Source organism: Longimicrobium sp., assembly GCA_036389795.1.
Lineage (GTDB): Bacteria > Gemmatimonadota > Gemmatimonadetes > Longimicrobiales > Longimicrobiaceae > Longimicrobium.
On the sequence record DASVWD010000028.1, the window covers coordinates 1 to 25901 of the forward strand.

Here is a 25901-nt window from a genome sequence, read left to right on the forward strand (position 1 = left end):
GTGGCCGCTCTGCGACGAAGCGCTGGTCAACGAGTCGTTCGACTCCATTGAGGAGTTGGAGACCCGGCTGGGAGAGCGCTGCTGCGTGCTCTCCGATCAGCCCGAACTCCTCCGCTCGGCCACCTTCTTCCATTGGTGGCCACACTCATGATTCCAGAACTCTTCTCTGCAAAATGTATGATATCTGTGGTGTCCCAACGACAAACCCCTCTTCCGAGCGTCCGGGAGAGGGGCTTTCGCTTGCTCGTCGCGAAGTTGTGGCTACCGCCCGCGCGACTGGGCGGAGACCAGGCTCTGGTCCACCAGCCAGGCGCGCGCGTCGCCCACGTCCAGCCGGTTGTTCTTGTTCCCCAGCAGGTCCAGGAAGCGCACCTGGTCGGGGGTGAGCGGCGCGCCCTCGCCCAGCAGGTGCGCCATCACCGCCGCCGACGTGAGCTGGGGCTTCACCACCTCGAGCGCGAAGGTGCGGGCGCCGAACGCGCTCCCGCTGGTGACGCTCACCGTGAACACGAAGACGCCCGCCTCGGCCGGGACGCCGCGGATGGAGCCGTCGAAGCTGATCACCACCCCCGTCGGCAGGCGCCCGCCCACCACCGTCCAGCTCGCCGCGCCCGGCAGGTTGGCGGCGCTGAGCCGGTCGCTGTACTCGGCGCCCATGGTGGCCGCGGGGCGCACCGAGTCGCCCTGCACGGCGATGCCGCCCAGCGTGGAGACCTCCACCCGGAAGCCGGTGGCCGTCTGCTCCAGCACGCTCACCCGCACCCCGGCGGCGCCGTCCACGAAGCTCTCGCCGGGGAGCCACTGCGCCCCCGCGTCGTTGGGGTTGCCGTTGCCGTCGGGGTCCACCACCCGTGCGGGGCTCGCGTCGCGCAGGTCGACCCGGTGGATCACCACCGCCTCGGCCGGGAGCCGGCCGGGGGCGTCGTAGCCGGAGAGGCGCCGCGCCTCGACCGTGAAGAACACGCCGCCGCCGGGGACGGGGATCTCGGCCATCTGGTAGCCCCCCGCCGGCGGCGAGGCCCCGCGCTCCAGCGTGATGGTGGCCTGGGTGCTGGGCCCCGCCACGTACTTGCGCGCCGCCGGGATCCACCCCAGCAGGTCCTTGTGGAAGGCGATGGTGTGCGGGGCCACCCGGGTGCCCACCGAGGGGTCGGTGGAGCCGCCGCCGCTCATCACGTCCCAGCGCGAGTCGTAGGTCTGCGTGTACGGCCCCGACGAGTGGGGGAGCCCCAGCGAGTGCCCCGTCTCGTGCGCGTAGGTGGACTGGGTGGCCCAGTTCGCCATCCAGGTGGTGGCCCAGCGCCTGGTCACCCCGTCCAGGGTGAGCGTCCACCCCCCGCCCCACGAGAAGCCGCCCAGGTCGGAGTTGAACTGCATGTTGATGCCGACGTACTGCGAGAAGTCGACCTCGGCGTCGGCCGCGGCGGTGCAGTCGCGCACCAGGGCCCCCAGGTCGGCCTCGCTGGAGGAGCGCATGTACTGCGCGGAGGGTCTCGGCAGCAGGTACGGCCCGCGCACCACCGTCCCCGAGAGGTCCACCCGCTGCTCCGACAGCTCGCGCCAGTAGTGGTCGAGCCCCGGGTACGCCGGGCCCATCCACTGCTCCAGGACCTCCCGCGACCGGGGGTCGCCGCCCATGTCCGCGAAGCGGCAGACGAGCGTCACGTACGCGCGCGTGCCGAACTGCGGGGCGCCGGCCACCGCCAGGCGCGGCCCCGCCTGCGGGGCGAGCGAGCGCACCCGGAGCGCCGGGGCGCCGCCGTCGGCGCCGGTGAGCAGGTCGCCCTCCACGGTCACGCGCTGGCCGTTCAGCTTCAGCACGCCGCCGTACGGCTCTGCCTCGGCCGCGCTCATCCGGAGCCGCGTGGCGCGCCCGCCGGCGTCCACCAGCAGGTACTGGACGTCGGCCAGGGCGTTCTCGACGCCGCGCGTCTGCCACACCACGTGGAACCACCCCGAGCGCGCCTCCCCGTCCACCCGCGCGGGAAGGTGCGCGAACGCCGCCAGCGCCAGCCCCAGCGCGCAGAGCGCGGCCGCGGCGCGGCGGGCCGTCCTGCCTGTTCCGGTGCTCATCGCCCCCTCACCGCGCGAAGGTGACGCGGTAGCCGCTCACGTCGGCCCGCGGCTGGTTGCTCAGGCCGGCGGCCTCGACCACGGTGGCCGTGTAGGCGCGCGCCCGGTTCACGTCGGGGACGGACAGGCGCAGCAGGTCGCCGCCCGTGATGGCGCCGAAGACCGCCACCCGCCGGGTGGTGCCCCCCGGCGCCGTGGAGTACACGCTGGTCCCCGCGCGCGCCGGCGCCACCGAGGCGATCGCCCCGGGGCCGGAGAGCGACACCACCATGGCGCGGTCGTCGGTGAACGGGGTCTCCAGGCGCAGCACCAGCTCGCCCGGGACGGGCGTGGGCGTGCCGCCGTCGCCGCCGCACGCCGCCAGGAGCGCGGCCGCGGCGAGCGGCGCCCAGCGGAGCGCGCGGCGGCGTGGGAGGGAGGTCTTCATCGGGTGATCCCCCGCGGAGTGTCGGCCGGCCGGGTCCGGGCGGACGAGCCGGCGGGTGGGCAGGGAAGAGAACGCGGCGGCGCGGGCGCCTCTGACACCCGCGGGCCGCGGCCGCACCGCCCTGGCGGACGCGTGGCGATGCAAGCTCCGCGCGCGGACCGCGCCGCCGGCCGCCCGCCGCTCCATCTCGTTGCAGGGCAGGCGGATCCACCGCTCTCGCCGCCCGGGCGCCCTGCCCGCGTGGATGGGGCCGCCGTGTACGGGTGAGGCGCCGGAGCCGCAGTGTGGAGCGTCGCGGGACAGCAGGCGGGCGGCGCAGGGGCGCGCCGGGGGACGCGCTCTTCTTGTCCGGATGTTTCCCGCGCGCCATCTTCCCTGCCCCGGACGGCCCGCTCTCCCACCCGACCATCCCGCTCCCCTGGAAACGATGCACCTCGCCAAGCTGAAGGTCGAAGACTTCATCCGGTCGGCGCCCGCCCTGTGGTCGACGCTGGCGGAGCAGTACAGGCTCGTCCACCGCCGGTCCCCCGGCGAGTCCGAGGTCGACTCCTGGAGGCACTCGCTGCCGCATCTCGCGCGGGTCCTGGCGGCGGCGGCGCCGGGGACGCGCGAGGGCACGATCTACCTGGAGTACGAGATGCCGAGCTCCTCGGCGCGGGCGGACGCCCTCGTCGTGGGCCTGGGCAGGGACCAGCGGCGCGCGGGCGTGGTGGTGGAGCTGAAGCAGTGGGACGCGCGCTCGATCCTGGTGGAAGGGACCCTGGTCAGGGTGGGGCCGGCCTGGCACTCCCACCCCAGCGACCAGGCGCTCGGCTACCGGGACTTCCTGGCGGACCTGTCGGAGGCGTTCGCCGACCAGCCGCACGTGCTCGGGTGCTGCTCGTTCCTCCACAACCTCCCGGCGCAGGGGGCGCTCGCCCTCACCCGCGAGCCGTTCGCCAGGCTGTGCCAGCTCTCGCCGGTGTTCACCGGCGACCGCGTGAGGGAGATGGCCGACTGGATCTCGGGGATCGTGGCGGAGCGGCCCGACTCGCGGTTCCTCGCGGACCTCGACGCGGACCGGGTCCGCGTCAGCCGCTCGCTCTTCCAGAACGTGGCGAAGGCCGTCCGCGAGGAACCCGCGTGGCACCTCCTGGAGAGCCAGCGGACGGCCTACGGGCGGATCCTCGACCTCGCCCTCCGCGACGACGGCGAGAAGCACCTGGTGCTCGTCACCGGCGGCCCCGGGACGGGGAAGAGCGTGATCGCGATGCAGCTGATGGGGCAGCTGAGCCGCCGCGCCGTCCCGGTCGTCCACGTGACCAACTCGAAGAGCTTCACCACGGTGATGCAGTCGCTGATCTCGGTGCGCGGGAGCCGGATGTGGGGGAGCCAGGCCACGGAGGGCCTGTTCCGGCTGTCGCACAGCTGGGTCCGGCGGAAGGACGCCTTCGACGTCGCCCTGTGCGACGAGGCCCACCGCTTCCGCCGCAGCACCAACCTCCGTCCGTACCTGGTGAGCGGCCGCCCGCAGGCGGAGGAGATCATGGAGCGCGTCCGGACCACGGTGGCCTTCATCGACGAGCGCCAGATCCTGCGCAAGGCCGAGCAGGGCACGGTCGACTACTTCCGGCGGTGCGCCGAGGCCGTCGGGATCAGGCCGGAGAACATCCACGGCCCGATCGAGCTGCAGGCCCAGTTCCGGCAGGCCGGCAGCAGCGAGTTCCTGGGCGCGCTCGACAGCGCCCTGTACGAGGAGCGCCCCGTCGGCTTCGCGCACCGCAACTTCGCCGTGGACGTCGTCGCCTCGGTCGCGGAGCTCGAGGAGGTGCTGCGGGCGAAGGTCGAGGCCGGGTACTCGGCACGCCTGCTCGCCGGCTTCTGCTGGCCGTGGTCCGACCCCGGGGCCGGCGGCTCGCTCGCCCACGACGTGCGGATCGGCGGCTGGTCGCGGCCGTGGAACGCCAAGGCCGTGCCGTCGAAGCACTACACGCCCGACCAGCACCCGTACACCCTCTGGGCGACGCGCAGGCACGACCAGCTCGGCGAGATCGGGTGCATCTACTCGGCGCAGGGCTTCGAGTTCGACCACATCGGCCTGATCTGGGGGCCGGACCTCGTCTGGCGGGGAGGCCGCTGGGTGGCGCGGCCGGAGCGCAGCTCGGATTCAGAGATGAGGTCCGGGGCCGGGCGGGTCACCTCCCCGGCCGTGGCGCTTCCCCTGCTGAAGAACGCCTACCGGGTGCTGGCGACGAGGGGGATGCGCGGCTGCTGGATCCACTGCGAGGACGAGCAGACGGCGGAGTACCTCCGCGGCGCGCTCACCGCCGGGGGGTGATCCCGGACCCGGCGCGCGGGCCGTTCCCGGGGAGCCCCGGCCTCTGTGTCTCTGTGTGATTTCAATCTGTTCGGAACCAGAATAATGCTCTGCAACGTGGTGTGACTGCCGACACAGGACGGTCGCGACGCTCCTTCGGATCCTCTCCCCCGGGCATTCGGACTCCGCGTACAAGGTTGGCGGAGGGAGGAGGCCGGCCGCCGCGGAGGACCGTCGAGACGACCAGATCCCGGGCGGCGACGGAGAATCAGCCCTTCCCCTCGTCCGGGTCGTGGGCCATCTCGTCGATGGCGACGGCGACCGCCAGGATCAGCGCGTCGTCCTCCCCGGGGGCCACGTCGATCCCGTAGGTGTCGGTGAGCGCGAACCACTTCTTGGAGACGCGCGCCACGGTGTCGCCGCCGCGGCGGACCTCGTACTCGTGGTCCAGCAGCTCGCCCTGCGCCACCAGGTCCCCGCCGCCCTCCACGTCGATCACGAACCGGTCGCGGAAGGGCGAGATCCACGCCTTGCGCACCGTGGCGACGGTGCGGCCGCCGCGCAGGATCTTCATGCTGTCGCGCAGCGCGAGCTTCTTCTCGCGGATGGTGGCCACCTCGTTCCCCCGCAGGTCCTCGATCACGAAGGTCTCGCGCAGGCGCAGCACCTTGCCGTCCACGCGGTAGACCGGCTTCCCCCGCTCGTCCTCGATCACGAAGTCCTCGCCGATCGAGATCAGCCGCTGGCGCATCCTGTAGCGGGCCATCGTTCCCCCGTCTGCCGAAGTGAAGGCGGCGGTCGCGGCCCCACCGCCGGCGCGACCGGGTCTCCCGAGACGGGCAATCGGCGAGCCAGGAGCGGCGCGAGCCCGTTCTCTATCCCGTAGAGGCGGGACTCGCAAAAACTCACGGCCCCAACGGCGCCCGACAGGCTAACCCCTTGCCAGCCAAAACGCTAGCGCACGGCACCCCGGTTGCTCTCACCCACCTGATCGACACGGCCCTTCCGAGAGGCATCCCCCGTCCACCCCCGGCGACGCGCGCCGCCCGCTCCCCAGGTACCTGATGCATCCACCGCCCTCCCCCGGCTTCGGCGCCGACGCGGCCCGCGAGGCCGAGCGCGTGCTCCGGGAGGCGCTCGCGCGCTCCGCCACCGACCTGCCGTTCCGCCGCAGGCTGCTGGAGGATCCCCGCGCGGCCATCGAGGAGCTCACCGGGCGGGCGCTCCCCGAGGAGTTCCACGTGCTCTTCGTGGAGAACCACGGCAGCGCCACGCTGGTGCTCCCGGAGTACGTCGGCCCCGAGGCCCCGCTCCCGCACGAGCCCGCCTCGCTCCCCCTGGCGGCCCTGGGCGCGCCGGTCGAGGGCGCCCGCGCCGGCCGGCCGAACTGAGCCGCGGGCACCCGGCGGCTCCCACGAGAGCGGACCGCGCCGGAGAGCCGGCGCTCTACCCGGTAGAGCCCTGGCTCGACGCGCGCCGGGCCCGGCGGCGGAGATCGTCTTCCAACCTGTTGTGAACAGCTTACTTACGTGCGATCCCGCAGGGGCATGCCCGTTGCCTTCGCCTGCGGCAGCGCCGAGACCCACCCCACCCACCCTCCGGAGGACACGATGTCGAAAGAGAAGACCCAGGACCAGGCGTCCGCCGCGCAGGCGGGCGACGCGACGGAGCTGACGGACGAGAGCCTCGAGGCGGTGGCCGGCGGGCTCAGCCTGATCGGCAACGACGACGGCGGGTGCATCCTGCTGCCGCTGCCGGAATCCCCCTTCCCGACCGAGCCGGTCTTCAACCCCGACGGCACGACGCTGCAGACCGCCGTCTGAGTCCGAGAGTGCCCGCTGCCCTTCCAGGGGCCATTCCGCGCTTCCCCATCCCACCCGGAGGATCCGATGTCCGAAGAGAAGAGCACCGATCCGCAGTCGCGCGCGCCGGAGGCCGAGAGCCTCCCGGACGAGAACCTGGAGTCGGTCTCCGGGGGCGCCAGCATCATCGACACGGGCTGCATCCTGCTCCCGCCCGAGCCGTGCTTCCCCATGCCCTTCGACCCCACCGGCGACATCGTCGCGCTCTGAGCCAGCCGGCGGCGCCTTCGCACCCGGCCGGCCCACGGCCCGAACCCATTCACCAAGGAGAACGTCCCATGTCCGAGAAGAACCCCGAGACGCAGAACACCACCGAGGCGACGGAACTGACCGACGAGAGCGTCGAGCAGGTGTCGGGCGGCATCATCGACGGCGGCTGCATCGGGCCGTTCCCGCCGACCTTCCCCGAGGGGAACAGCACCTTCTGATCTGCACGGCCGGGAGACCGGCACCGCGACACCCGGCCCGGGGCGGACCTCCGCTCCGGGCCGGGGCCGCTTCGGGTACAGTTCTCACGCAGAGACGCAGAGGAGGACCGGAGCCTCCTCTGCGTCTCTGCGTCATTGCCGTCGGTTCTGTTCGGAGCCAGAACGACGCTCTCCACGTGGCACGAGCCTGAAGGGGCCGGCCGTCAGCGCGCCTTCTTCAGCACTGCATCGACCCCGGGACGGCACCCGCCTGGCGATCCTCCTCGCTGCCGGCGCCTCGCGCTACCCCCCCCTTCACAACCAGAACGGAATGAAGTACGGCGGCCGCTCCTTCGGCGGCGCGCGTTCCTCGGTCTCGCGCGCCGGAGGAACGCGCGCGACGGTGAGCACGTTCTCGCCGCGGGGGAGGCCGGCGGTGGGGATGTGGGCCACGACGCCGCGGATGCCGGTGGCGGGGTGCGTGTAGAAGCGGAAGGGGACGGCGAGCGGGCGGCCGTTCAGCGTCACGGGCTGCGCCCGCGCCCAGCACTCCAGCACCGCCTGCCGCCCGGCGTCGCTCTCGCCGCCAGGCTCGTCGCCGCCGAAGCGCAGCCCCCCCTCGCGGAAGGGGCGCATCCCGGCGCAGGCCCGGGAGAAGAGCGCGTCGTGGCGGCCGGGAAGGAAAGGAATGAAGAGGCGCACGTACGGCTCGCGCACCACGTCCGACTGGATGGAGGGGAGGGTGTACACCTCGCCCGGGGCGCGCTTGTCCTCGTAGAAGCCGCGCTCCACCCCGAAGCGGCCCGGCTCCCGGGGAAGGTAGCCGTAGGCGTCGGTGGTGATCCGGCCGCGCCCGATCCACAGGTCCTTGACCACGAAGAGCGCGAGCGGGGCGTAGAGGATGGCGAAGAACACCGGGTAGATCCGCCGCCGGGGGAGGTTGGTGAAGAGCGTCAGCAGCGTCGGCGCGAAGAGGGCCATCCCCTGCAGGCGGTAGGTGGCGGCCAGCAGCGCGCGCAGCACCCGCCGGGGGCGCCCCGCCGGGTCCAGCCGCGCGCCGAAGCGCCGGTCCACCAGCGCCAGCACGATCCCCGGGACGACGAACAGCGCCAGGAGCACGTACAGGAGCACCCCGGTGCGCTCGCCGCCGAAGAACAGCCGCGACAGGGACGCGGCCAGCAGCCAGAGCGCGCCCCCGTACACGATGGAGACCAGGAAGAGGACGACCACCAGGAACGCGAAGCCGAAGATCACGCTGGCGAAGCGGTCGGAGCGGTCGATGAGCGCCTGGAGCGGGGGGACGCGCTCGCGCTGCACCTCGCGCCCCACCGGCCCGGACTGGCTCCGCTCCCAGTCGACCCCCCGCGGGAACACCGACTCCAGCCCGATCATCCCCACCCAGTACGCCCGCACGCACAGGTGCAGGAGGAACGAGCCGATGAGGGTGTAGAGGATCAGCTTGAGGTAGGCGTACAGGAAGATCAGCGCGCCCAGCGCCGATCCCGCCAGCCGCGGCGACAGCCGGTCGAACCAGGCGTCGAGCGAGCCGGGGAGCTGCGCGAGCGAGAAGACCACGGCGCCGGAGATGAGCAGCTCCAGCTCCCACGGCCGCACGGTGGGCTCGTGCGGCGTCTGCCCCAGCGTGGAGGGCGGGGCGGCGGGGGGCGGCTCCGGGGCCGCCGGGTCTTCGGCGTGCGTGGCCAATGCGGGCGCGGGATGCGGGGTCGGGCGGAAGACGCGTCCGGCGACGGTCCGAATGTCGGCGCGGCGCGGATGCCCCGCAAGGGCGGACGCAGGGGAGATCCGGCGGGAACAGGGACGGTCGGCGGCGGCCTCGGGTCGTCCGCAGACCCTCGTTCGGAGCCCGGTACCGGGTTCCGGGATCGATCGTGCACGATCGCACCCACCCGGAGCGTCATCCCGACGGAGCCCCGGCGACCGAAGGATCCGCGGGCGGCGTGCGAGCGTCGGCCCGGCTCACCACAGCCCGACCTCGTACGGAGTCAGCGGAAGAATCGCGGTGTTCTCCGTTGACTCCGTCCACTCCGTGCGAGGCCTTTCCGCAAGATCCGGGAATCCAGAACCAGGGCTCGGCAGACACGTGGCGCCGCGGGAGAAATCCGGCGGCGCCGCTCCCTGTTTCCTCCCCCGGGTCCGGCCCGGCGGCCCGGGCGAGCCGAGTCTCTACCCGGTAGAGCCGGGACTCCATTCCCGCCGGGGCGATCCGGGTGGCCTGACACCCTAAACTGTATACCTGCAATCACTTACGATCCGTGCCGGACATGGTATGCCCGTTGCCCTATCAGGGGCCCGTCCGCGACGAACGCGGCACGAAGACGCGCACCCCGGCCGGCGACGACGCCGGCTTTCAGCGGAACCGCGCTCCGCGGTTCGACCGCACTCACCCACTCAGTCTGGAGGCCCCAAATGCAGCAGTACGCCGAGGCTTACCGCAACGACCCCGAGTTCAAGCAGAAGGCCGACGAGGTCGTCGCCCAGGTGCTGGTCCGCTCGTCGACCGACGCGGACTTCCGCCGCAAGCTGATCGAGAGCCCGGCCGAGGCGCTCGCCGAGTTCACCGGGACCGACGCCTCGCGCTTCGAGCACCTGAACATCGCCTTCGTCGAGAACACGGGAACCGCCACCATCGTGCTCCCGGAGCCGATCGGCCAGGCGGAGCTGTCGGAGAGCGAGCTGGAGGCGGTCGCGGGCGGCAGCGAGGTGGTCACCATCCTCGCCGTGGCCGGCCTGGCCGCCGCCTGCCTGGGCGCCCTCGCCGCCGGCATGTCGCTGGACTGATCCGGACCATCCCCCGATTCCTGGCAGAAAGCCAACCACCTACGCAGAGAGGCTCCCATGGACCGCAAGACCGTCGTCGAGATGATCCGGAACAACCCGGAGCTGGTGGAGCAGGGGCGCGAGCGCATGGAGGGTGTGCTCACCCGCTCCGCGACCGACCCGGAGTTCCGCACGCAGCTGCTCACCGAGCCCCGCGCCGCCCTGTCGTCGCACTTCGGGCACGAGGTGCCGGAAGGCATCGTGTTCATCGAGAACAAGGCCACGGCGACCATCGTCCTCCCCGACTTCGTCGATCCGTCGGCGGAGCTGTCGGAGAGCGAGCTGGAGGCGGTGGCGGGCGGCTCCGAGATCATCACCGCCATCGCCGTGGGCGTGGCGATCGGCTCGGCGCTCACCGTGATCGGCTACGAGCTGACCCACTGAGCACCTCCGCGCGGCGGGCCCTCCGGGGCCCCCGCGACCCCCGGGCGGCGCGGAGCGACTCCGCGCCGCCCGTGCGCGCACCCCCGCCGTCCGAGATCCCGGAGAAGCCCCGATGCCCCACCAGAAGTTGCTGGTCGCCGCCTGCGTGGCCGCGTTCGTGGCGTGCGCGGCCGCGCTGTGGGTGTCCCACGCCCGCACGCAGAGCTGGAACGCCGGACTGGTCCTCCTCGCGGCGACGGCGCTGCTGGCCGCCGCCACCCTGGGCCTGCGGCGCAGCTGAGCCCGCCCATGCTCGCCTCCGCCCCCGCCCCCGCGGCGACGCCGGCCGACGACGCCCGGCGCGCCCTGCGCGACCTGGTCCGCCGCGCGCGCCCGCTGTACGAGCGCCTGGACGCCTTCCGTGCCCGCCCCCCCGCCTCCCCCGCCGCGCCGACGCCCCTGGCCGAGCGCCGGCTGGCCGCCTGGCGCGATGCGATGGCCAGCGGCGACGCCGCGGCGTTCGCCCTGCGCCTGGCGTGGGACGGCCTGGACGAGGCCTCGGCGCTGGCCCTGCTGGCCGACGACGGCCCCGCGGACGACGGGGACGAGCCGCTCCCGGAGTGGGCGGCCGCCGTGGGCGAGGCGTACGGGGAGGGGCGCGGCGCGCGCGTCCCGGCCGGGGAGCGCGCGCCGGCCGACCGCGCGCTCGACGCCGGCGATCCGCTCCCGTTCGAGGAAGTCCTCCTCCCGCTGGTGCGCTGGGCGCGCGCGCGGGTGGCGGCCGCGGCCGGCTCGGCCTGCGGCCTCCTGGACGACGCGGCCCACGCGGCGCTGGAGCGCGCCCTCCTGCGGCGCCTGACGCACACGGCGTCGCGGGCGCTCTTCGCGCGGCTGGCGGCCACGCGGGCCGTGCGCGCCTCGGGCGGGCTGGGGGCGCTCTTCGGCGCGCCGGCCGGCGGCGGCGCGTACCAGGCGCTCCTGGAGGGCATGCGCGGCGGCGGCGCGCTGCGCTTCTTCGCGCAGTATCCGGTGCTCGCGCGGCTGCTGGGGACCGCGGCGGTGCTGTGGGCCGAGACGGCGGCCGAGCTGCTCGGGCGCCTGGACGCCGACCGCGGCGAGATCGAGGCGGTGCTGGGAGGCGGGCGCGCGCTGGGGCGAGTGGCGGCGCTGCAGTGCGACGCCTCGGACTTCCACTCGGGCGGCCGCTCCGTCTTCATCCTCGCCTTCGAGGGCGGCGCGCGGGTGGTCTACAAGCCCCGCCCGCTGGCGCTGGAGGCGGCGTTCCGCGAGCTGGCCGCATGGCTGGCGCGCCGCCCCGGGGCCCCGGAGCTGCGCTCCCCCGCGCTGGTGCGGCGCCCCACCCACGGGTGGATCGCCTTCGTGGAGGGCGGCGCCTGCGCCGACCGCGCGGCGGTGCGGCGCTACTACGAGCGCTGCGGGGCGCTGCTGGCGGTGGCGTACGCGCTGGGCGGGACCGACTTCCACCTGGACAACCTGCTGGCGTCGGGCGAGCACCCGGTGCTGATCGACTTGGAGACGCTGCTGTCGCACCGCTTCGACCTGGTGGAGAAGGTCCCGAACCAGGCGTTCGGCGCCGAGGTGGCGCGGGCGGCGGCGCAGCGCTCGGTGCTGGCGGTGCACATGCTCCCGCGGCTGAAGGTGGCGGCCTCGGGAATGGGCGCCAACGCGGGCGCCCTGGGGTGCCATGCCCCGCTGGGCGACGGGGTGGTCGAGGCCACCGTCTGGGCCGCTTGCAACCAGGACGGGATGCGGCTGGCGCGCACGCGCGTCCGCGTTCCGCAGCGCGCGTCCAACCTGGCGGTGCTCGACGGCCGGCCGGTCCCCGCGGGGGAGCACGTGGACGCGGTGGCGGAGGGCTTCGCCCGCACCTACCGCACGCTGGCCGCGCACCGCGCCGAGCTGCTGGCGCCCGGAGGGCCGGTGGAGCGCCTGCGGGGGTGCCCGGTGCGCTTCATCCTGCACCACACCAGCCTGTACGCGACGCTCCTGGAGCGCTGCCTCCACCCCACCCACCTGGCCGACGGGGTGGCGCGCGGGATCCAGCTCGACGCGCTCGCCCGGCCGCTGGTGAGCCTGGGCGCGCGGCCCGCCGTCTGGCCGGCGCTGCGCTCCGAGCACCACGACCTGGAGCGGATGGACGTCCCGCTCTTCGCGCCCTCGTCGGACTCCACGGCGCTCCCGCTCTCCAGCGGCGGCGCGGCGGAGGGATGCTTCGCGGCCGACGCCTACGGCGAGGCGGTGCGCCGCCTGGGCGCGCTGGGCGAGGCCGACCTGGAGGCGCAGCTGTCGCTCGTCCACGCGGCCTTCCGCGCCGACGCGGCGCGCGGGCTGGCGGCGGGTCCCGGCGCCTCTGCCGCCGCCGCCCCGCCCGTCCGCGCCTCCGGAGACGCCGCCGCGGAGCTGGCCGGGGCGGCGCTCGCCGGGGCGCGCGCGGTGGCCGCGGAGCTGGCGCGCGCGGCGCTGCGCGCCGAAAACGGCGAGGCGGGGTGGATCGGCGCGTCGTACGAGCCGCGGGCGCGCCGCTTCGACGCGGGGGCGGGCGCGGCCAACCTCCTCGACGGCTATGTGGGGACGGCGTTCTTCCTGGCCGCGCTGGAGCAGGCGGACCCGGGCGCCGGGCACGGCGCGCTGGCCATGGCCGCGCTGCGCCCGCTGGTGGACCACCTGGACGACTACGCGGCCATGTTCCGCCTGCGCCGCGACCGCGACCTGGGCGCCGGCACGGGGACGGGCTCGCTCCTCTACGCGCTCCCCCGCCTGGCGGAGTGGCTGGGCGAGCCGCGGCTGCTCGACGCGGCGCTCACCCTCGCCGCGCTCCTGGACGGGGCCCCCGCGCCCGCCGCGCACCGCTGCGACCTCCTGTCCGGCGCGGCGGGGCTGATCCCCGGCCTGCTGGCGCTGCACCGCGCCGGCGCCCCGGACGCCCTCGCGCGCGCCTTGGCCGTGGGAGAGGGGATCGTGGGCGCGAGGGTGTGCGACGAGGCGACCGGGACGATGGCGTGGACCGGTCCGCTCGGGCGGCCCGAGGCCGGGCTGGCGCACGGCCAGGCGGGGATCGCCTGCGCGCTGCTGCGCCTGGCCGTCGCCGCGGGCGACGACTCGCCGGCGGACGCGGCGCGCGAGGCGATGCGCTGCGAGCGCTCCCTGCTGGGGGCCGGTCTCGCCGCCGCGCCCGAGGCGTCGGCGGCGTGGAGCGCGGGCGCCACCGGCGTGGGGCTCGCCCGCCTGGCCGCGCTTGACGCGGACGGCGGCGAGGCGCGCGCGGACGTGGAGGCGGCGCTGGAGCGGACGCGCGCGCACCTCTTCGATGGCGGCGACTCGGCGTGCGCGGGGGTGCCGGGGCGGGTGGAGTTCTTCCTCTGCGCCGGGGCGGCGCTGGGGCGGCCGGAGCTGGTGCGCGAGGGGCAGGCCGCCGCGCTGGCGGCGGTGGAGCGGGCCCGCGCCCGCGGCGGGTGGCGCACCGGCTGGGAGCCGTTCTCCCACCCCGGGCTGTTCGTCGGCATGGCGGGCGTCGGCTACCAGCTCCTGCGCGCCGCGCACCCGGAGCGCTTTCCGGCGGTGCTGGCCTGGGAGTAGGCGCGGGACGAAGACATCAGTAGAGTCGAGCCGGGGCGCCGTGGCTTCAGGTCGGGCCTATCTGGAGCTCCCCGTTTCCTTCGGGAGTGCCTCACCAGCCAGACCATGGCTCGTTTTCCCCGACCCGCTCATCGAACCGGACGTGCGGATTTCCCGCATCCGGCTCTCCGACCGGGTTTCACCTCAAGCATGCGATTCTGCCCCATCACACAGCCCCCGCCTGGGACCCGGGACTTTCCTCTTGGCCTTGAGGTAGAGCTTGTTCCGAAGGATCCGGATCGTTCGGAGTTTCCAGGCTCACGCCATTCTCCCCTCCTCGCCTTCTTCCGAAGCGCCCCAGAAGCAGGGCCCTTCCCTCCACCGGCATTACCCGGCTTCCCGGTACTGTGAGCCCCTCCGAGACCCCACGCCGGCCCCCATTCTTCACGAGGTGCGCAGCAGCGACCGACCTGGGCCTCCCGTGTTGCGTGCGCGCTCCGTGCTTGCGTGCCCTCCCCATTACCCCGGCGAGCCGCCCGGTCTACGACGGTTGAAGATCCGGGCGCGGCGGCCTTTCCCGTTTGGTAGGCGGGTCGGCACTCGCGACATCGTTTCGAGGCCTGCTCAGGGTTCACTCTCGTTGGGCCCGCAAGCTCGCCAGCCCTCCCAAGGAGGACCGTTGTCCGGGCGGCTCGATGGCGATCTTCTGCCATCGCCCGTAGCTACGGAGGTGCACCGTCAACTCCTCCGGCAGGACTTTCACCTGCAAGAACACGCCGCCTTGGCACGGGCGCACTACCAAATCCCCCGGATAAACAACGGGTGGATGAAGCAAGCGGCATCCGTGTCACTATCGCGCCCAACCCACCTGCCAGGGTGAGAAGATTCTTCGGCCCTGCACCGATCCGCGCGGAGGCTGGTTCGGGTGGCCGGGCCTCAGCTCAGAATGACAGCGAACACCAACGGATCTTCGGATCTGGTACCACGCGCAGACGCGGAGAAAACCGAGAGCCGCGGAGGAGTTCGAACTCCCCCGCGGCTCTCGGTTTCTCGGCTGCCGGCTCTGCGCCGCCATGGAGGCGGTGCCGGGTGCAGGCTCCCTTACGCCGCGGCGCCCGTCGTCCCGGGAAGGCCGGCCGCCTCAGCTCGTGGGAGCTTCGTCCATCTGCTTGATGGCGTCCAGGCACGCCTGGGCGAGCGTGGGCGAAACGTACAGATACGTGCCGCCGGCCACGCTCTCCAGCTCGGTCTCCGACAGCTGCACCTGGGGGATCTCGGCCGCGTCGACGGCCTCCGGGGTGGTCTGCTCGCGCTCGGACATGGGGGTCTCGCTCTGCTGTGGTGGTGGGGAGTGGAACGTTGGGACGACGCGGAGCGCGTCATACCATGTTGCGAAGGATGGTTCCGGATTCCTGATCCTCCGACGAAAAACCTCACACGGAGTCAACGGAGTCAACGGAGAAACCCCGCAGTTCCTCCGTCAACTGCGTGTGAAAGATCCAGCGACGGATCTCGATCCCGAACGAACACTGAAAACGGTATCGGACGGTCAGTTGCCGGTGACGGCTTCGATGATGAGCTTGCCCAGCTCGATCTCGGCCTTGGCGAGGTCGATGAGCGCGTCGCCCAGGGTGCCGCCGGCCACCGACTCCAGCTCCGCCTCGTTCAGCTCGACCTCGGCGACGACCTCGGCCGCGCTCTGCTTGTTCTCCGACATGGTGCTCTCCTGGCAGATAGTGGGAAGGGGAGCGGCACGCGCCGGCGCCGCTCTGCGATGGGACCGTCTTCGGGGAACGAGGGTCCGGTGTACCGGGCGGAAAGGTCCGCCCGCCGTGGCCCGTCACCCGCTTTCCAATGCAGCGGACATGCCCCCTGTCCCGATCCTGTAAACGGACGCAGGTCAAGCACTTGCGGCATCGGACCGCCCGCCGCCTCCCTCGCCGGTAGAGTGGAGCCTCTACCCGCTGGCGCCCCGCCTCCATCGCGAGCGGGTGCAACGGCGGTCCGGGACGGCAGGCCGTGGATCCCGGCACGGAGCCCGGGCTCGCTCCGCCACGCGCCGGGAAGCGGTCGATCCGACGAGGCATTCCGGGGTTGGCGAACACCGGCCGGCCCCGGCACCGACCGATCTTCGGAACTCGCAGCGGCCGGCGGCGGAGAGGCCCGCGCGGTGGCCCGGAGCCTGCCCTGCCACGGGGAGGCACGACCCGCCGCGCGGCGCGGCAGGTGGCTCCGTGACAACGGCTTGGCGCATTCCGCCGCCGGCGCGGCGGGCGCGCGCGTAGAGCGGGCGCTCTATCGCGTGGCGGCTCGCCTCTACCCGGCTCCCGCGTTTCTCCCGTCCACCCCCGCGCATCCGCATGCCGAGCACCTCCCCGACCCGTGCCCGCCGCTCCCGCCGCCCCCTCTCGCGCGCAGAGCTGGTGCGCATCGTGGAGCGCGCCGCCACCTTCGGCGAGCGGCTGGGCGGCGCCTTCGCTCCCGACGCCGACGCCGATCCCGCCGTCGCGCGGGCGCGGCTGGAGCGCTGGCGCCAGCTGGTGGCGCGCGGCGACGCGGAGCGCTTCGCGCGGCGGCTGGCGTGGGACGGGCTGGACGAGGCCGCCGCGCTCCGCGGCGTGGGCGAGGTGCGGCTGGCCCGCGGCGCGCGGCTCCCGGCCTGGGCGGCCGTGGTGGGCGAGGCGTCCGCGGCCGCGCCCGCCCTCACCCCCGCCGCGCTCGCGGCCGAGCCGCTGCTGGAGGTGGAGCCGCGCCTGCCGTTCGGCGAGCTGGCGCTCCCCTTCGTGCTGGCCGGGCGCCGGCGGCTCGCGGCGGCCGCCGGGGTCCACCACGCGCTCCTGGAGGCGCGGGCTCACCTGCAGTTCGAGCGCGCGCTCCTGCGCGCCCTGGCCGACTACGCCGAGCGCGCGCTGCACGCCGCCCGCGCCGCCTGGCGCGGCGGGCGCGGCGAGGCCGACGGCGCGCCCGAGGCGTTCGTGGCGGCCGCGCTGGCCGGCGGCCTGCGCGAGGTGTTCGGGCGCTACCCCGTGCTGGCGCGCCTGCTGGCGGAGCGGACGCTCGCCTGGGTGGAGGCCGCCGCCGAGCTGCTCGCCCGCCTGACGGCCGACCGCGGCGCGCTCGCCGCGGCCTTCGGCGGCGGCGGCGACCCCGGCCCGGTGGCGGACGCGCGGGCCGGGCTCTCGGACCCGCACGCCGGGGGGCGCACGGTGGCGATCCTGCGCTTCGCGTGCGGGACCACCGCGGTCTACAAGCCCCGCCCGCTCGCGGCGGAGCGCGCCTTCGCGGCGCTGGTGGACTGGCTGAACGCCGCGGGAGGGGAGCCGGCGCTCCGGCCGCTCCGGGTGCTGGACCGCGGCGGCTACGGGTGGACGGAGTACGTGGCGCACGCCGACTGCGCCGACCCGGCGGCGGTGGAGCGGCACCGCGTGCGCGCGGGGAAGCTGCTCTGCCTGATGTACCTGCTCTCCGGCCAGGACCTGCACCACGAGAACCTGATCGCCGTCGGGGAGCACCCGGTGCTCATCGACCTGGAGGTGCTGCTGCGCGCCGCCACCCGCGACGAGGGGGTGGGCGAGCCCGTGCAGGCCCGCTTCTGGGACGGGATGCAGCACTCCGTGATGGCCGCCGGGCTCCTCCCGCAGCTCCACGGCCGTCCGGACGGCTCCACCTTCGCCGGGGGCGGCTTCGTCGCCAGCGACCTGGACCCGGGCCGCGCGAACGTCGCCACCCTGGCCGGCGCGCCCGCCCCCGGCGACCCCGCCGCCCCGGTGGAGCGCGGCTTCCGCGACATGTTCCGCACCCTGCAGAAGAGGCGCGCCGAGCTGCTGGCGCCCGGCGGGCCGCTGGAGGCGTTCCGCGCCAACCGGGTGCGGGTGATCCTGCGCTCCACCTCCGTCTACGGCTCGCTCCTGCAGCGCACGCTCACCCCGCGCTTCCTGGAGTGCGGCGTGGAGCGCAGCGTGGAGATCGACGTCCTGGTGCGCCCCGCGCTGCGCCGGCCCGAGCGGCCCCGGCTGTGGCCCGCCTTCCGCGACGAGGCGGCCGCCCTGCACGGCATGGACGTTCCGTCGTTCCACATGGGGGTCGGCGCCACCGCGCTCCCCACCGCCGCCGGCGAGGTCCCCGACTTCGCGGAGGAGCCGGGGCTCGCGCGCGCGGCCGCCCGGCTGGCGGCCCTCGACGCGGCCGAGCGGGAGCGCCAGGCGCACTGCGTCCGGGTGGCCTTCACCGGGCACCGGCTGCGGCGGGAGTGGGCCGAGCGCGCCCGCGCGGCCGGCGCCGCGCCGAGCGCGCCCGCAGCGGAGGCGCTCGGCGCGGCCCGCGAGGTCGCGCGCTGGCTGGAGTCGCTGGCGGTGCGCGGCGCGGGCGGCCCCGCCTGGCTGGCGCTGCACGACGGGGCCGCGGAGCTCGTCGGCCCCGGGCTGGCGCACGGCCGCGCCGGGATCGGGCTCTTCCTGGCCGCGCTGGCGGCGGTGGGCGGCGAGGCGCGCCACCGCCGCCTGGCGCTCGAGACGCTGGCCCCGCTCGCCGCCGCGGCGGGCGACCCCCGCGCCCTGGCGCGGCTCAGGGCGAAGCTCGGCCTGGGCGCCGCGGCGGGGATCGGCGGGGTCGCGTACGGGCTGCTCCGGGCGGGGACGCTCCTGGACGAGCCGCCGCTGGTGGAGGCCGCCCGGCGCGCCGCGGCCGCCGTGACCCGGCGGGCTGCCGCCGCCGCGGGCGAGCCGGACGTCTTCTCGGGCGCGGCCGGCGCGCTGCTGGCGCTCCTGGCGGTGCACGAGGCCACCGGCGACGCCCTGGCGCTGGAGCGGGCCGGCGACTGCGCGCGGCGCCTGCTGGCGGCCCGCGCGGCCGACCCGGCGACCGGGCTGCGCGCCTGGCCGCGCGCGGACGGACGGCTGGGGACGGGCTTCGGCCACGGCGCGGCGGGGATCGCGTACGCGCTGCTGCGGCTGCACGGGCACACGGCAGAGCCGGCCCTGGCCGAGGCGGCGGCCGAGGCGCACGCGTTCGAGGCCACGCTCTACCGGGAGGAGCTGGGGAACTGGCTGGACCACGCCGGGCAGCGCGGCGCCGCGCCCGCCGCCGACCTCCTCTGCGCCTGGTGCCACGGCGCCGCGGGGGTGGGACTGGGCCGCGCCGCCGCGCCGGGCGCGCTCGCCGGCCCGGGCGCGCGGGCGGACCTGGAGCGCGCGCTCGCCGCCGCCGCTCGGGCGAAGCCCGGCGGCCCCGCCACCCTCTGCTGCGGCGGCATGGGGCGCGCCGAGCTCCTGCTCTCGGCCGGACGGGCGCTCGGGCGCCCCGAGCTGGCGGAGCGCGCGCGCGAGCTGGGGCGCGAGGTGGCGCAGGGGGCGGCGCGGCGGGGCACCTTCGGCCACGCCACGCTGGACAGCGCCTTCACGCCGGGGCTGTTCCAGGGCGCGTCCGGGATCGGGTACCAGCTCCTGCGCCTGCACCACCCCGACCGTCTCCCCTCCGTCCTGCTCTGGGAGTAGCGCCGCCGCCGGGCCTCGTCCCGGCGCCAGGATCGGATGACGGGTCGGGATCCCGCGGAGACACGGAGGAACGGAGGACCCCCGCGAGTCCTCCGTTCCTCCGCGTCTGCGTTGAGAAGCTCCGATGCTCTACCTCGAACGACTCTCCGCGGGCCCGGGCGGGACCGGATCGGGCGCGGCGGGCTCGGCCGGGGCCCGCCGAAACCGCCCCGGCAATGGAGCGGCGGCTCTATCGCGTGGAGCCCCGGCTCCAGGCCGGGCTCCGGCCGTGGGTGACGTGATCCGCCAAGTGACGCGCCGATAAATACTTACGGATCTGCCGCCCGTGGTATCGCCGTTGCTTTGTCCCGACGCAGCCGAAACCCCATCCCCCACCCCCGGAGGAACCATGTCGGAGCACGAGAAGAACGTTCGCGGCGAGGAGCCGGAGTTGAGCGACGAGGCGCTGGAGCAGGTCGCCGGCGGCTGCGAGATCGACAGCCAGCTCCACGATCCGTTCACGCAGATGACCATCCCCACGCAGGACACTTTCTGCCGGTAAGCCGCGGCGGCCGCAGCGCGGCCCCGCTCCCCACGGGCGACGGTTTCCCTCCGCGCCCATCGACCCGCCGGGGCGCCGCCCCGGCCCGCCCACGGAGCCGAGACATGTCCGAGAACGAGAAGAACGCCCCCGAGGTTCGCGGCGAGGAGCCGGAGCTGAACGACGAGGCGCTGGAGCAGGTCGCCGGCGGCTGTCAGATCGACAGCCAGCTCTACGACACCGGCTGCTTCACCCTGCCGATGACCATCCCGACGGACTATCCGTGGGACATCCCCTGCGAGAGCTGAGCGGGCGAGACCGCGCCCGGAGCCCGGCCTTCGCGGGCCCCCGGGCCTGACCACACGCTGCGCCCGGGCCGTCCGCGGCCCGGGCACCCCCACAACCGATGGAGACGACGATGTCCGACCAGGAGAAGAGCCAGCCCAACGTCCGCGGCGAGGAGCCCGAGCTGAACGACGACGCGCTCGAGCAGGTCGCCGGCGGCTGCCAGGTGAACAGCGAGCTGCAGGACACCTTCGGCCCGCCGCCGTTCTACCCCGTGCTCGACAGCGGCATCGCCTGAGCCGCCTCCCGCGGCCGCAGGCTCCCCGCACGCGCCGGGCGTGGCTCACAGCCGCCCCGGCGCCGCTGCTTTCCCCCGGTTCCTTCCCCGCCCCGATCACCCGCCGACCTTCCCGGCCGCTCCGGTTCCAAACAGAAGAGATCGACCTCACGCAGAGGCCCGGAGACGCGGAGAAGAACTCATACCACGTTTCGGAGCATCGTTCTGGTTCCAAACAGAACAGCAACAGATTGGAATCACACAGAGAAACAGAGGAACAGAGAAACCGAAGTCCTCTGTTTCTCCGTTTCTCTGTGTGAGGCCTTTCAGGACCTATTCCCGAACGATGCTCTGCAAGGTGGTATCAGGCTTTCTCGGCGTCTCTGCGTCTCTGCGTGAGGTCTTCAGAGCTTTTTACCCGGTCGTCGGTGTCAGGCGCCGTCCGCCGCAACGCCGCGTCAGCGCTCGGCCGACCGGGCCCGGCCCCGGTAGCCGCGAGAGGTTGGCGGCGTGTACAGCCGGCGCTCGCCCGCCGCGCTGCCGGCGTGGTCGAGCGGTCGTGGGCGGGAGCCGGAGGACTCCGGCGGGAGCCGCGGGTGCAGAGCAGCGGCGCCGTGAAGCCCGTGCAGCACCGGCTCGAGAAGGATCGCTCGGACGTGGCCGCGCTCTTCCGGCGGCGTTCTGCGGCTCCATCGGCGGGCGGAGCCCGGCGGCGGTGCCGGAAAAACGCGCAGGGCGGGAGGAGGCCGCGAAGGCCTCCTCCCGCCCCGGAGCCGCCCGGGCGGGCGCCCCCGTCCGCCCCCCCGGAACTTCCCTCGGGGTGAGCAGGATCCCGCCCGGACCGGACCGCTCCGGCCCGGAGGGGTCTGGTCCGGAACGGGTGTCGACTTACTGCTGGATCATCCCGCCGCTCGCGGCCTGCACGAGCTGCTGGCCCGCCTTGTTGATCTGCTCTGCGCACCAGTCGATGGCGTCGCTGATGATGCCGTCGCCGCCGGACACGGCCTCGAGCTGGGTCTCGTCCAGCTCGTCGCCCGCCTGCGCCTCGATCTGCTCTTTCTCCGACATGGGAGCCTCCTGGGGTGGGGTGGCCGGACGGGACCGCCCAGCCGGGGGTGGCCGCACGGAGCGGCCGAACGGCCCGGTGGGAACGCACCGGCCGTGCCCGCCCGCCCGATCTCGCAAACCCATACGATGCAAACACTTGCGCCATGCTCCGGCGCGGCTCGCCGCGGCCCGGGTAGAGCGGAGGCTCTACATCCTGTCCGCGCGGCTCTACCCGGGAGCGCCGGCGGAGAGGGTTGCCGCGCCCTCCCGCCGATGCGGAACGTTCCGCGCCTCGCGGATCGAGGCGCCCCCGGGCGCCCCCGCGCAATGGAGCGCCGGCTCTACCGGATGGAGCCGGGGCTCCACCCGGGGGGAGGCCCGTTGGCGCCACCATCCCGCAACCCGCATCGGAAAAAGGAGTTGTGGCGTCCTCCCGGCGCGGTATCCGGGTTGCCTCTCCCCCGGGCCGGATCGCAGCGCGGCGCCCCCGGGCGGCCGCATCCCCCTTTCCCGATTGGAGCCCCCCATGTTCGAGATCGAGACCCAGGAGTTCGTCGCCCGCGGCGAGGAGCCGGAGCTGAGCGACGAGGCGCTGGAGGAAGTGGCCGGCGGCGGCCTGTGCAGCATCGACGGCTGCCAGACCGTCGACTTCTGCGACACCCTGGGCACTCCTCCGACCTTCCCGACCGACGGCGGCTTCTGAGCCGCCCCGCGCGGGCCGGAGCGCGCCGGGCGCCACCCTGCCCGGCGCCGCCCGCCCCGTCCGGCGGCGGCGCCGCACCGCCCCACCGACGCGACCGATGATCTCGCTGGCCGACACCTTGGACACGCTCTCGGCCCACTTCCCCGCCGCGCTGCTGCCGCCGGAGGAGTACGCGGCCGCGCGCGCGGCGGCCGCCGCGCTCCCGGCCGCGCTCACCCGCTGGACCTACCTGGAGTGCCGCCTCGGCGGCCGCCCCGCCCCCGTCGACGTGATCGTCGAGGTCGACGCCGCGGGGCGCGAGATCATCACCGGCGCCAACCCCGCGCTGGCGCTCCCCCCCGGCCTGGCCGCCGCCCCCGCGTGGGAGCGGGTGGCCGGGCTCTGCCGCCGCTGGGCCGACCCCGCCGACCCGCTGCACCCCTGGGTCGACTCGCTCTGGCTGGAGTTCGACGTGGACCCGCGCGCCGGGGGGGCGCCGCCGCTGCCCGGCGTGTTCGTGGCCTTCACCCCCGCCGCCTTCGGCACCGGCACGGCCGGCGAGCGGAGCGCGCGCACCGAGGCCGCGCTGGAGGCGCTCCTCGGAGGAGCGCTCGACCCCGCCCGGCGCGCCGCGCTCCGGCGCGTCTACCGCTGCCTCCCCGGGGGCGCCACCGTCCTCTACGCCGGCTGCCTCCTGCCGCGCGGCACCCGCGCGCTCAGGGTGTGCCCGGTGGAGGTGAGCGCGCGCGACCTCCCGGCCTTCCTGCGCGCCGCCGGCTGGCCGGGGCCGTACGCCCCCCTCGAGGCCGCGCTGGCACAGCTGAGCGCCGTGCGCGAGGGCGCCCCCGCGCGCGACGCCGCGCTGGTGCACCTGGACCTGGACGCCGGCGGCGTCCTCGGCCGGCTGGGGCTGGAGTACGTCTTCGGCCGGCGCACGCAGGTGCGCGGGGAGATCTGCGAGGCCGCGTTCCTGGACCACCTGGTGGGCGCCGGCCTGTGCACGGCGCAGGAGCGCGACGCCATGGCCGCCTTCCCCGGCGCGGCGCGCGAGCAGCTCCCGCACGAGCTGTGGAAGAGCCTGGTGGTGCGGCGCGTCAACCACGTGAAGCTGGTGTTCGACGCCGGCCGCGTGGAAGCCAAGGCCTACCTCTGCCTGCACAACCGCTTCCTCCCCCGCCGCCCGGCCCCCTCCCCCGCCGCCGCGCCCGAGCTCGCCGCGGTCTGATCCCCTCTGGCGGAGGATCGTCCGGAATCGAGATCCACCACCGAATGCCTCGCACGGATCGACCGGGTCAGCGGAGAACCGCGGGGTTCTCCGTCGACTGCGTCGATTCTGCGTGAGGCCTTGCCGCTTCCGGCGCAGATGGCCCCGGCATGGCGCCGACACCCCTGTCGGCCCTCCGGATTGGAAGACCCGCGCGGCCCGTAGAGCCCCCGCTCTACCGGGTAGAGCCGGGACGCCGCCAGCCCCGGCCCCGGCGCAGCGTCCAGCCCCACAAATCCATCCACGACAAACACTTGGAGAGACAGGCGCCCGTGCACGGCGCTTGCTTTTCCCCGGGCCGACAGACGGTTCACCCCCACCCCCGGAGTCTGGAGCACCCGATGTCCTCCTCGAAGATGAGCGAGAAGCTGCTCGAGCAGGTCGTGCATCGCGCGGGCACCGACCGCGCGTTCCGCCAGCAGCTCCTCGCCGACCCCGCCGGCGCCATCCACGGCGCGTACGGCGTGGCGCTCCCCGCCGGCTTCCGCATCAGGTTCGTGGAGAAGGACCCCGCGTTCGACGTGGTGGTCGTGCTCCCCGAGCTGTGCGGCGGCGACGACGAGCTGTCGGACGACGACCTGGAGAAGGTCGCCGGCGGCACCCTGCAGTACTGGAACGACGACGCGCCGCCCCCGCCGTCCGATCCGCCTCCCCCGCCTCCCCCCTGAGGGCGAGCCATGACGCAGACGACCCTCGTCGCCGCGCCGCCGGTCGAGCTGAAGCTGGAGCTGAAGCCCGCCGCGGCCCGGATCCTCGACGCCGAGATGGAGCTCACCGACGACGAGCTGGAAGCCGTCGTCGGCGGGCTGGCCCGGGTGCACTTCCCCGCGGCCGCCTTCGACACGGTCGCCGCCGGCTGAGCCGGCGGCGCCCGCCGCACCCCCCGCACCGCGACCCGCGCCGGAGAGAGACGACGATGCCGCAGCAGACCTTCCGCTCGGCGGCCCGCCTGGGGGCCGCGCTGGCCGCGCTGGCGCTCTTCGGCGCGCCGCGCGCCGCGGCCGCGCAGGACGGCGGCGGCCTCACCCTGGACCGGGTGGTGAGCCGCGCGATGGAGGGGAGCCCCCAGATCCTGGCGGTGGTGGCCCGCGCGGACGCCGTCCGCGCGCGGGCGCTGGCCGCCGCGGGGCGCTTCGACCTGCGGCTGGGCGCCAGCGTGAGCGGCACGCAGCAGAGCGCCTTCGAAGCCGGCCAGGCCGGGCTGCAGGCCGCCACCACCCACACCGCCGCCTACGAGCTGAACGCCACCCGCCAGTTCCGCTCCGGGATCGTCGTGCAGCCGCGGGTGACGGTCAGCCGCACCGCCCGCGAGGGCGCGGCGGCGGCCGACGCCGGCTCCAGCGTGAGCCTGAGCGTGGCCGTCCCGCTCCTGCGCGACCGCTTCGGCCGCGCCAGCACCGCCGGCGAGCGCGCGGCGCGGCTGCGCGCCGACGCCGTCCGCCTGGACGTGCGCTACGCCACCGACGTGGGCGTGAACCAGGCGGTGGGCGCCTACTGGGACTACGTGGCCGCGCACGCGCGGCTGGAGGTGTACGCCCAGGCCGAGGAGCGCGCCCGGCGCCGCCTGGAGGAGACCCGCGCGCTGGTGGCGGGCGACGAGCGCCCCGCCGCCGACCTCACCCCCCTCGACGCCGCCCTCGCCCGGGCCGGCCAGCAGCGCATCGCCGCCGAGCAGGCCGTCGAGGAGGCCCGCGCCAACCTGGGGCTGGCGATGGGGCTGGAGCTGGCCGAGACGGCCGCGCTCCCCGCCCCCGGCACCCCCTTTCCCGCGGCCGCCGCCTGGAGCCCCGGCGCGGCCGACGCCGAGCGGCTGGCGCGGCTGGCGCTGGAGCGCCGCGGCGACTACGTGGCCACCCGCATGGAGCTCTCCTCCGACGAGGTCCTGCTGGCCGGCGCCCGCGAGGAGCTCAAGCCCCGGCTGGACCTGCAGCTCTCGATGGGGTACGCCGGGCGGCGGCTGGGCAGCGGCTACGGCGGGCTGGTGGAGCCGCTCTACCGCGACGTCCCCGGCCTGAACGCCTCGGTCCGGGTCGACTGGCAGCTCCCCGTCGCCCGCACCGAGGCCCGCGGGCTCGCGGCCCAGGCCGAGGCCCAGCGCGCCGAGAAGGCGGCCGACGTGGCCGACCGGGCCCGCCACATCACCGCGAGCGTGGCCCTGCTGGTCCAGTCGCTCTCCCGCGGCGCCGCCGCGGTGGAGCACGCCGAGCGCGCCGTGGCGCTCTACCGCACCACGGTCGAGAACGAGCAGCAGAAGAACCGCCTGGGCGCCGCCACCCTGTTCGACGTCATCTACGCCGAGGACAACCTGACCGGCGCCCTGCTGAGCGAGGTGGCCGGCCGGCTGGCCTACGCCAAGGCGCTGGCCCAGCTGCGCGTGGAGACCGGCACCCTGGCCGAGGACACCGCCGACGGCCCGGCGGTCGACCCCGCGCGGCTGCTGAGCAGACCGTAAAGCCGCCGCGCCCGGCCGCCACCGCCCGGGCGCCCCCGAG

General features: G+C 75.0%; 25 protein-coding genes. 18 read left to right on the top strand and 7 right to left on the bottom strand.

What is annotated here, in order from left to right:
• Positions 1-261: 261 nt before the first annotated feature.
• Both VF746_03435 and VF746_03440 read right to left on the bottom strand, forming a co-directional pair.
• The gene (locus tag VF746_03435; GenBank protein HEX8691467.1) at positions 262-2073 is read right to left on the bottom strand and encodes a putative Ig domain-containing protein; all 1812 of its coding nucleotides are present in this window, start codon (positions 2071-2073) and stop codon (positions 262-264) included.
• A gap of 7 nt (positions 2074-2080) precedes the next feature.
• Positions 2081-2500, bottom strand: coding sequence for a hypothetical protein (locus VF746_03440; GenBank protein ID HEX8691468.1), 420 nt, complete (start codon positions 2498-2500; stop codon positions 2081-2083).
• Positions 2501-2927: 427 nt separating this feature from the next.
• Here VF746_03440 and VF746_03445 point away from each other — a divergent pair, with 427 nt between their 5' ends.
• The gene (locus VF746_03445) at positions 2928-4817 is read left to right on the top strand and encodes a DNA/RNA helicase domain-containing protein (protein HEX8691469.1); all 1890 of its coding nucleotides are present in this window, start codon (positions 2928-2930) and stop codon (positions 4815-4817) included.
• Between the two features lie 247 nt (positions 4818-5064).
• Here VF746_03445 and VF746_03450 read toward each other — a convergent pair whose 3' ends face one another.
• Positions 5065-5562 (bottom strand): LURP-one-related family protein, encoded by a 498-nt coding sequence (locus tag VF746_03450; protein ID HEX8691470.1) that lies wholly within the window; start codon positions 5560-5562, stop codon positions 5065-5067.
• A 298-nt stretch (positions 5563-5860) separates the two neighbouring features.
• Between VF746_03450 and VF746_03455 the strand changes: the two genes are divergently transcribed.
• The 4 genes from VF746_03455 to VF746_03470 all read left to right on the top strand — a co-directional run bounded on the left by VF746_03455 (position 5861) and on the right by VF746_03470 (position 7086).
• Positions 5861-6187: a hypothetical protein gene (locus tag VF746_03455; GenBank protein HEX8691471.1), complete on the top strand. Its 327-nt coding sequence runs from the start codon at positions 5861-5863 to the stop codon at positions 6185-6187.
• A 219-nt stretch (positions 6188-6406) separates the two neighbouring features.
• Positions 6407-6619: a hypothetical protein gene (locus VF746_03460; GenBank protein ID HEX8691472.1), complete on the top strand. Its 213-nt coding sequence runs from the start codon at positions 6407-6409 to the stop codon at positions 6617-6619.
• 66 nt (positions 6620-6685) lie between these two features.
• Positions 6686-6868, top strand: a complete 183-nt coding sequence (locus tag VF746_03465; protein HEX8691473.1) for a hypothetical protein — start codon at positions 6686-6688, stop codon at positions 6866-6868.
• Between the two features lie 68 nt (positions 6869-6936).
• Positions 6937-7086, top strand: a complete 150-nt coding sequence (locus VF746_03470) for a hypothetical protein (GenBank protein ID HEX8691474.1) — start codon at positions 6937-6939, stop codon at positions 7084-7086.
• A gap of 294 nt (positions 7087-7380) precedes the next feature.
• On the opposite strand, the gene VF746_03475 is transcribed toward VF746_03470, so the two are convergent.
• Complete coding sequence (locus VF746_03475) at positions 7381-8769, bottom strand: hypothetical protein (GenBank protein ID HEX8691475.1); 1389 nt, start codon at positions 8767-8769, stop codon at positions 7381-7383.
• A gap of 723 nt (positions 8770-9492) precedes the next feature.
• On the opposite strand from VF746_03475, the gene VF746_03480 reads away from it, so the two are divergent.
• From VF746_03480 to VF746_03495, 4 genes are all read left to right on the top strand, one after another.
• Entirely contained in the window at positions 9493-9864 is a 372-nt protein-coding gene (locus VF746_03480) for a hypothetical protein (protein HEX8691476.1), read from the top strand.
• Positions 9865-9921: 57 nt separating this feature from the next.
• Positions 9922-10287: a hypothetical protein gene (locus VF746_03485; GenBank protein HEX8691477.1), complete on the top strand. Its 366-nt coding sequence runs from the start codon at positions 9922-9924 to the stop codon at positions 10285-10287.
• Between the two features lie 112 nt (positions 10288-10399).
• Positions 10400-10567 carry a hypothetical protein gene (locus VF746_03490; protein HEX8691478.1) on the top strand — a complete coding sequence of 56 codons (168 nt, stop codon included), beginning with the start codon at positions 10400-10402 and terminating at the stop codon, positions 10565-10567.
• 8 nt (positions 10568-10575) lie between these two features.
• A complete protein-coding gene (locus VF746_03495) occupies positions 10576-13863 on the top strand; it encodes a type 2 lanthipeptide synthetase LanM family protein (GenBank protein HEX8691479.1) in 3288 nt (1095 codons plus the stop codon).
• A 1120-nt stretch (positions 13864-14983) separates the two neighbouring features.
• Here VF746_03495 and VF746_03500 read toward each other — a convergent pair.
• Both VF746_03500 and VF746_03505 read right to left on the bottom strand, forming a co-directional pair.
• Positions 14984-15163, bottom strand: a complete 180-nt coding sequence (locus tag VF746_03500) for a hypothetical protein (GenBank protein HEX8691480.1) — start codon at positions 15161-15163, stop codon at positions 14984-14986.
• 228 nt (positions 15164-15391) lie between these two features.
• The gene (locus tag VF746_03505; GenBank protein HEX8691481.1) at positions 15392-15559 is read right to left on the bottom strand and encodes a hypothetical protein; all 168 of its coding nucleotides are present in this window, start codon (positions 15557-15559) and stop codon (positions 15392-15394) included.
• 643 nt (positions 15560-16202) lie between these two features.
• Here VF746_03505 and VF746_03510 point away from each other — a divergent pair.
• The 4 genes from VF746_03510 to VF746_03525 all read left to right on the top strand — a co-directional run bounded on the left by VF746_03510 (position 16203) and on the right by VF746_03525 (position 20437).
• The gene (locus tag VF746_03510) at positions 16203-19334 is read left to right on the top strand and encodes a type 2 lanthipeptide synthetase LanM family protein (GenBank protein HEX8691482.1); all 3132 of its coding nucleotides are present in this window, start codon (positions 16203-16205) and stop codon (positions 19332-19334) included.
• Positions 19335-19722: 388 nt separating this feature from the next.
• Complete coding sequence (locus VF746_03515; GenBank protein HEX8691483.1) at positions 19723-19875, top strand: hypothetical protein; 153 nt, start codon at positions 19723-19725, stop codon at positions 19873-19875.
• 104 nt (positions 19876-19979) lie between these two features.
• Entirely contained in the window at positions 19980-20162 is a 183-nt protein-coding gene (locus tag VF746_03520) for a hypothetical protein (protein HEX8691484.1), read from the top strand.
• Positions 20163-20272: 110 nt separating this feature from the next.
• Positions 20273-20437 carry a hypothetical protein gene (locus tag VF746_03525; GenBank protein ID HEX8691485.1) on the top strand — a complete coding sequence of 55 codons (165 nt, stop codon included), beginning with the start codon at positions 20273-20275 and terminating at the stop codon, positions 20435-20437.
• 867 nt (positions 20438-21304) lie between these two features.
• Here VF746_03525 and VF746_03530 read toward each other — a convergent pair.
• Positions 21305-21484, bottom strand: a complete 180-nt coding sequence (locus VF746_03530; protein HEX8691486.1) for a hypothetical protein — start codon at positions 21482-21484, stop codon at positions 21305-21307.
• A 505-nt stretch (positions 21485-21989) separates the two neighbouring features.
• Between VF746_03530 and VF746_03535 the strand changes: the two genes are divergently transcribed.
• The 5 genes from VF746_03535 to VF746_03555 all read left to right on the top strand — a co-directional run bounded on the left by VF746_03535 (position 21990) and on the right by VF746_03555 (position 25861).
• Complete coding sequence (locus VF746_03535; GenBank protein HEX8691487.1) at positions 21990-22166, top strand: hypothetical protein; 177 nt, start codon at positions 21990-21992, stop codon at positions 22164-22166.
• Between the two features lie 97 nt (positions 22167-22263).
• On the top strand, positions 22264-23370 hold the full coding sequence (locus tag VF746_03540; protein HEX8691488.1) for a hypothetical protein: 1107 nt from the start codon (positions 22264-22266) through the stop codon (positions 23368-23370).
• A 380-nt stretch (positions 23371-23750) separates the two neighbouring features.
• Positions 23751-24077 (top strand): NHLP leader peptide family RiPP precursor, encoded by a 327-nt coding sequence (locus tag VF746_03545; protein HEX8691489.1) that lies wholly within the window; start codon positions 23751-23753, stop codon positions 24075-24077.
• A gap of 9 nt (positions 24078-24086) precedes the next feature.
• Positions 24087-24269, top strand: coding sequence for a hypothetical protein (locus VF746_03550; GenBank protein HEX8691490.1), 183 nt, complete (start codon positions 24087-24089; stop codon positions 24267-24269).
• A 56-nt stretch (positions 24270-24325) separates the two neighbouring features.
• Entirely contained in the window at positions 24326-25861 is a 1536-nt protein-coding gene (locus tag VF746_03555; GenBank protein HEX8691491.1) for a TolC family protein, read from the top strand.
• Positions 25862-25901: the final 40 nt, after the last annotated feature.

What these genes read in the sequence shown, in the direction of transcription:
- VF746_03435 (HEX8691467.1), bottom strand. Translation starts at nt 2,073, where the DNA reads ATGAGCACCGGAACAGGCAGGACGGCCCGCCGCGCCGCGGCCGCGCTC.
- VF746_03440 (HEX8691468.1), bottom strand. Translation starts at nt 2,500, where the DNA reads ATGAAGACCTCCCTCCCACGCCGCCGCGCGCTCCGCTGGGCGCCGCTC.
- VF746_03445 (HEX8691469.1), top strand. Translation starts at nt 2,928, where the DNA reads ATGCACCTCGCCAAGCTGAAGGTCGAAGACTTCATCCGGTCGGCGCCC.
- VF746_03450 (HEX8691470.1), bottom strand. Translation starts at nt 5,562, where the DNA reads ATGGCCCGCTACAGGATGCGCCAGCGGCTGATCTCGATCGGCGAGGAC.
- VF746_03455 (HEX8691471.1), top strand. Translation starts at nt 5,861, where the DNA reads ATGCATCCACCGCCCTCCCCCGGCTTCGGCGCCGACGCGGCCCGCGAG.
- VF746_03460 (HEX8691472.1), top strand. Translation starts at nt 6,407, where the DNA reads ATGTCGAAAGAGAAGACCCAGGACCAGGCGTCCGCCGCGCAGGCGGGC.
- VF746_03465 (HEX8691473.1), top strand. Translation starts at nt 6,686, where the DNA reads ATGTCCGAAGAGAAGAGCACCGATCCGCAGTCGCGCGCGCCGGAGGCC.
- VF746_03470 (HEX8691474.1), top strand. Translation starts at nt 6,937, where the DNA reads ATGTCCGAGAAGAACCCCGAGACGCAGAACACCACCGAGGCGACGGAA.
- VF746_03480 (HEX8691476.1), top strand. Translation starts at nt 9,493, where the DNA reads ATGCAGCAGTACGCCGAGGCTTACCGCAACGACCCCGAGTTCAAGCAG.
- VF746_03485 (HEX8691477.1), top strand. Translation starts at nt 9,922, where the DNA reads ATGGACCGCAAGACCGTCGTCGAGATGATCCGGAACAACCCGGAGCTG.
- VF746_03490 (HEX8691478.1), top strand. Translation starts at nt 10,400, where the DNA reads ATGCCCCACCAGAAGTTGCTGGTCGCCGCCTGCGTGGCCGCGTTCGTG.
- VF746_03495 (HEX8691479.1), top strand. Translation starts at nt 10,576, where the DNA reads ATGCTCGCCTCCGCCCCCGCCCCCGCGGCGACGCCGGCCGACGACGCC.
- VF746_03500 (HEX8691480.1), bottom strand. Translation starts at nt 15,163, where the DNA reads ATGTCCGAGCGCGAGCAGACCACCCCGGAGGCCGTCGACGCGGCCGAG.
- VF746_03505 (HEX8691481.1), bottom strand. Translation starts at nt 15,559, where the DNA reads ATGTCGGAGAACAAGCAGAGCGCGGCCGAGGTCGTCGCCGAGGTCGAG.
- VF746_03510 (HEX8691482.1), top strand. Translation starts at nt 16,203, where the DNA reads ATGCCGAGCACCTCCCCGACCCGTGCCCGCCGCTCCCGCCGCCCCCTC.
- VF746_03515 (HEX8691483.1), top strand. Translation starts at nt 19,723, where the DNA reads ATGTCGGAGCACGAGAAGAACGTTCGCGGCGAGGAGCCGGAGTTGAGC.
- VF746_03520 (HEX8691484.1), top strand. Translation starts at nt 19,980, where the DNA reads ATGTCCGAGAACGAGAAGAACGCCCCCGAGGTTCGCGGCGAGGAGCCG.
- VF746_03525 (HEX8691485.1), top strand. Translation starts at nt 20,273, where the DNA reads ATGTCCGACCAGGAGAAGAGCCAGCCCAACGTCCGCGGCGAGGAGCCC.
- VF746_03530 (HEX8691486.1), bottom strand. Translation starts at nt 21,484, where the DNA reads ATGTCGGAGAAAGAGCAGATCGAGGCGCAGGCGGGCGACGAGCTGGAC.
- VF746_03535 (HEX8691487.1), top strand. Translation starts at nt 21,990, where the DNA reads ATGTTCGAGATCGAGACCCAGGAGTTCGTCGCCCGCGGCGAGGAGCCG.
- VF746_03540 (HEX8691488.1), top strand. Translation starts at nt 22,264, where the DNA reads ATGATCTCGCTGGCCGACACCTTGGACACGCTCTCGGCCCACTTCCCC.
- VF746_03545 (HEX8691489.1), top strand. Translation starts at nt 23,751, where the DNA reads ATGTCCTCCTCGAAGATGAGCGAGAAGCTGCTCGAGCAGGTCGTGCAT.
- VF746_03550 (HEX8691490.1), top strand. Translation starts at nt 24,087, where the DNA reads ATGACGCAGACGACCCTCGTCGCCGCGCCGCCGGTCGAGCTGAAGCTG.
- VF746_03555 (HEX8691491.1), top strand. Translation starts at nt 24,326, where the DNA reads ATGCCGCAGCAGACCTTCCGCTCGGCGGCCCGCCTGGGGGCCGCGCTG.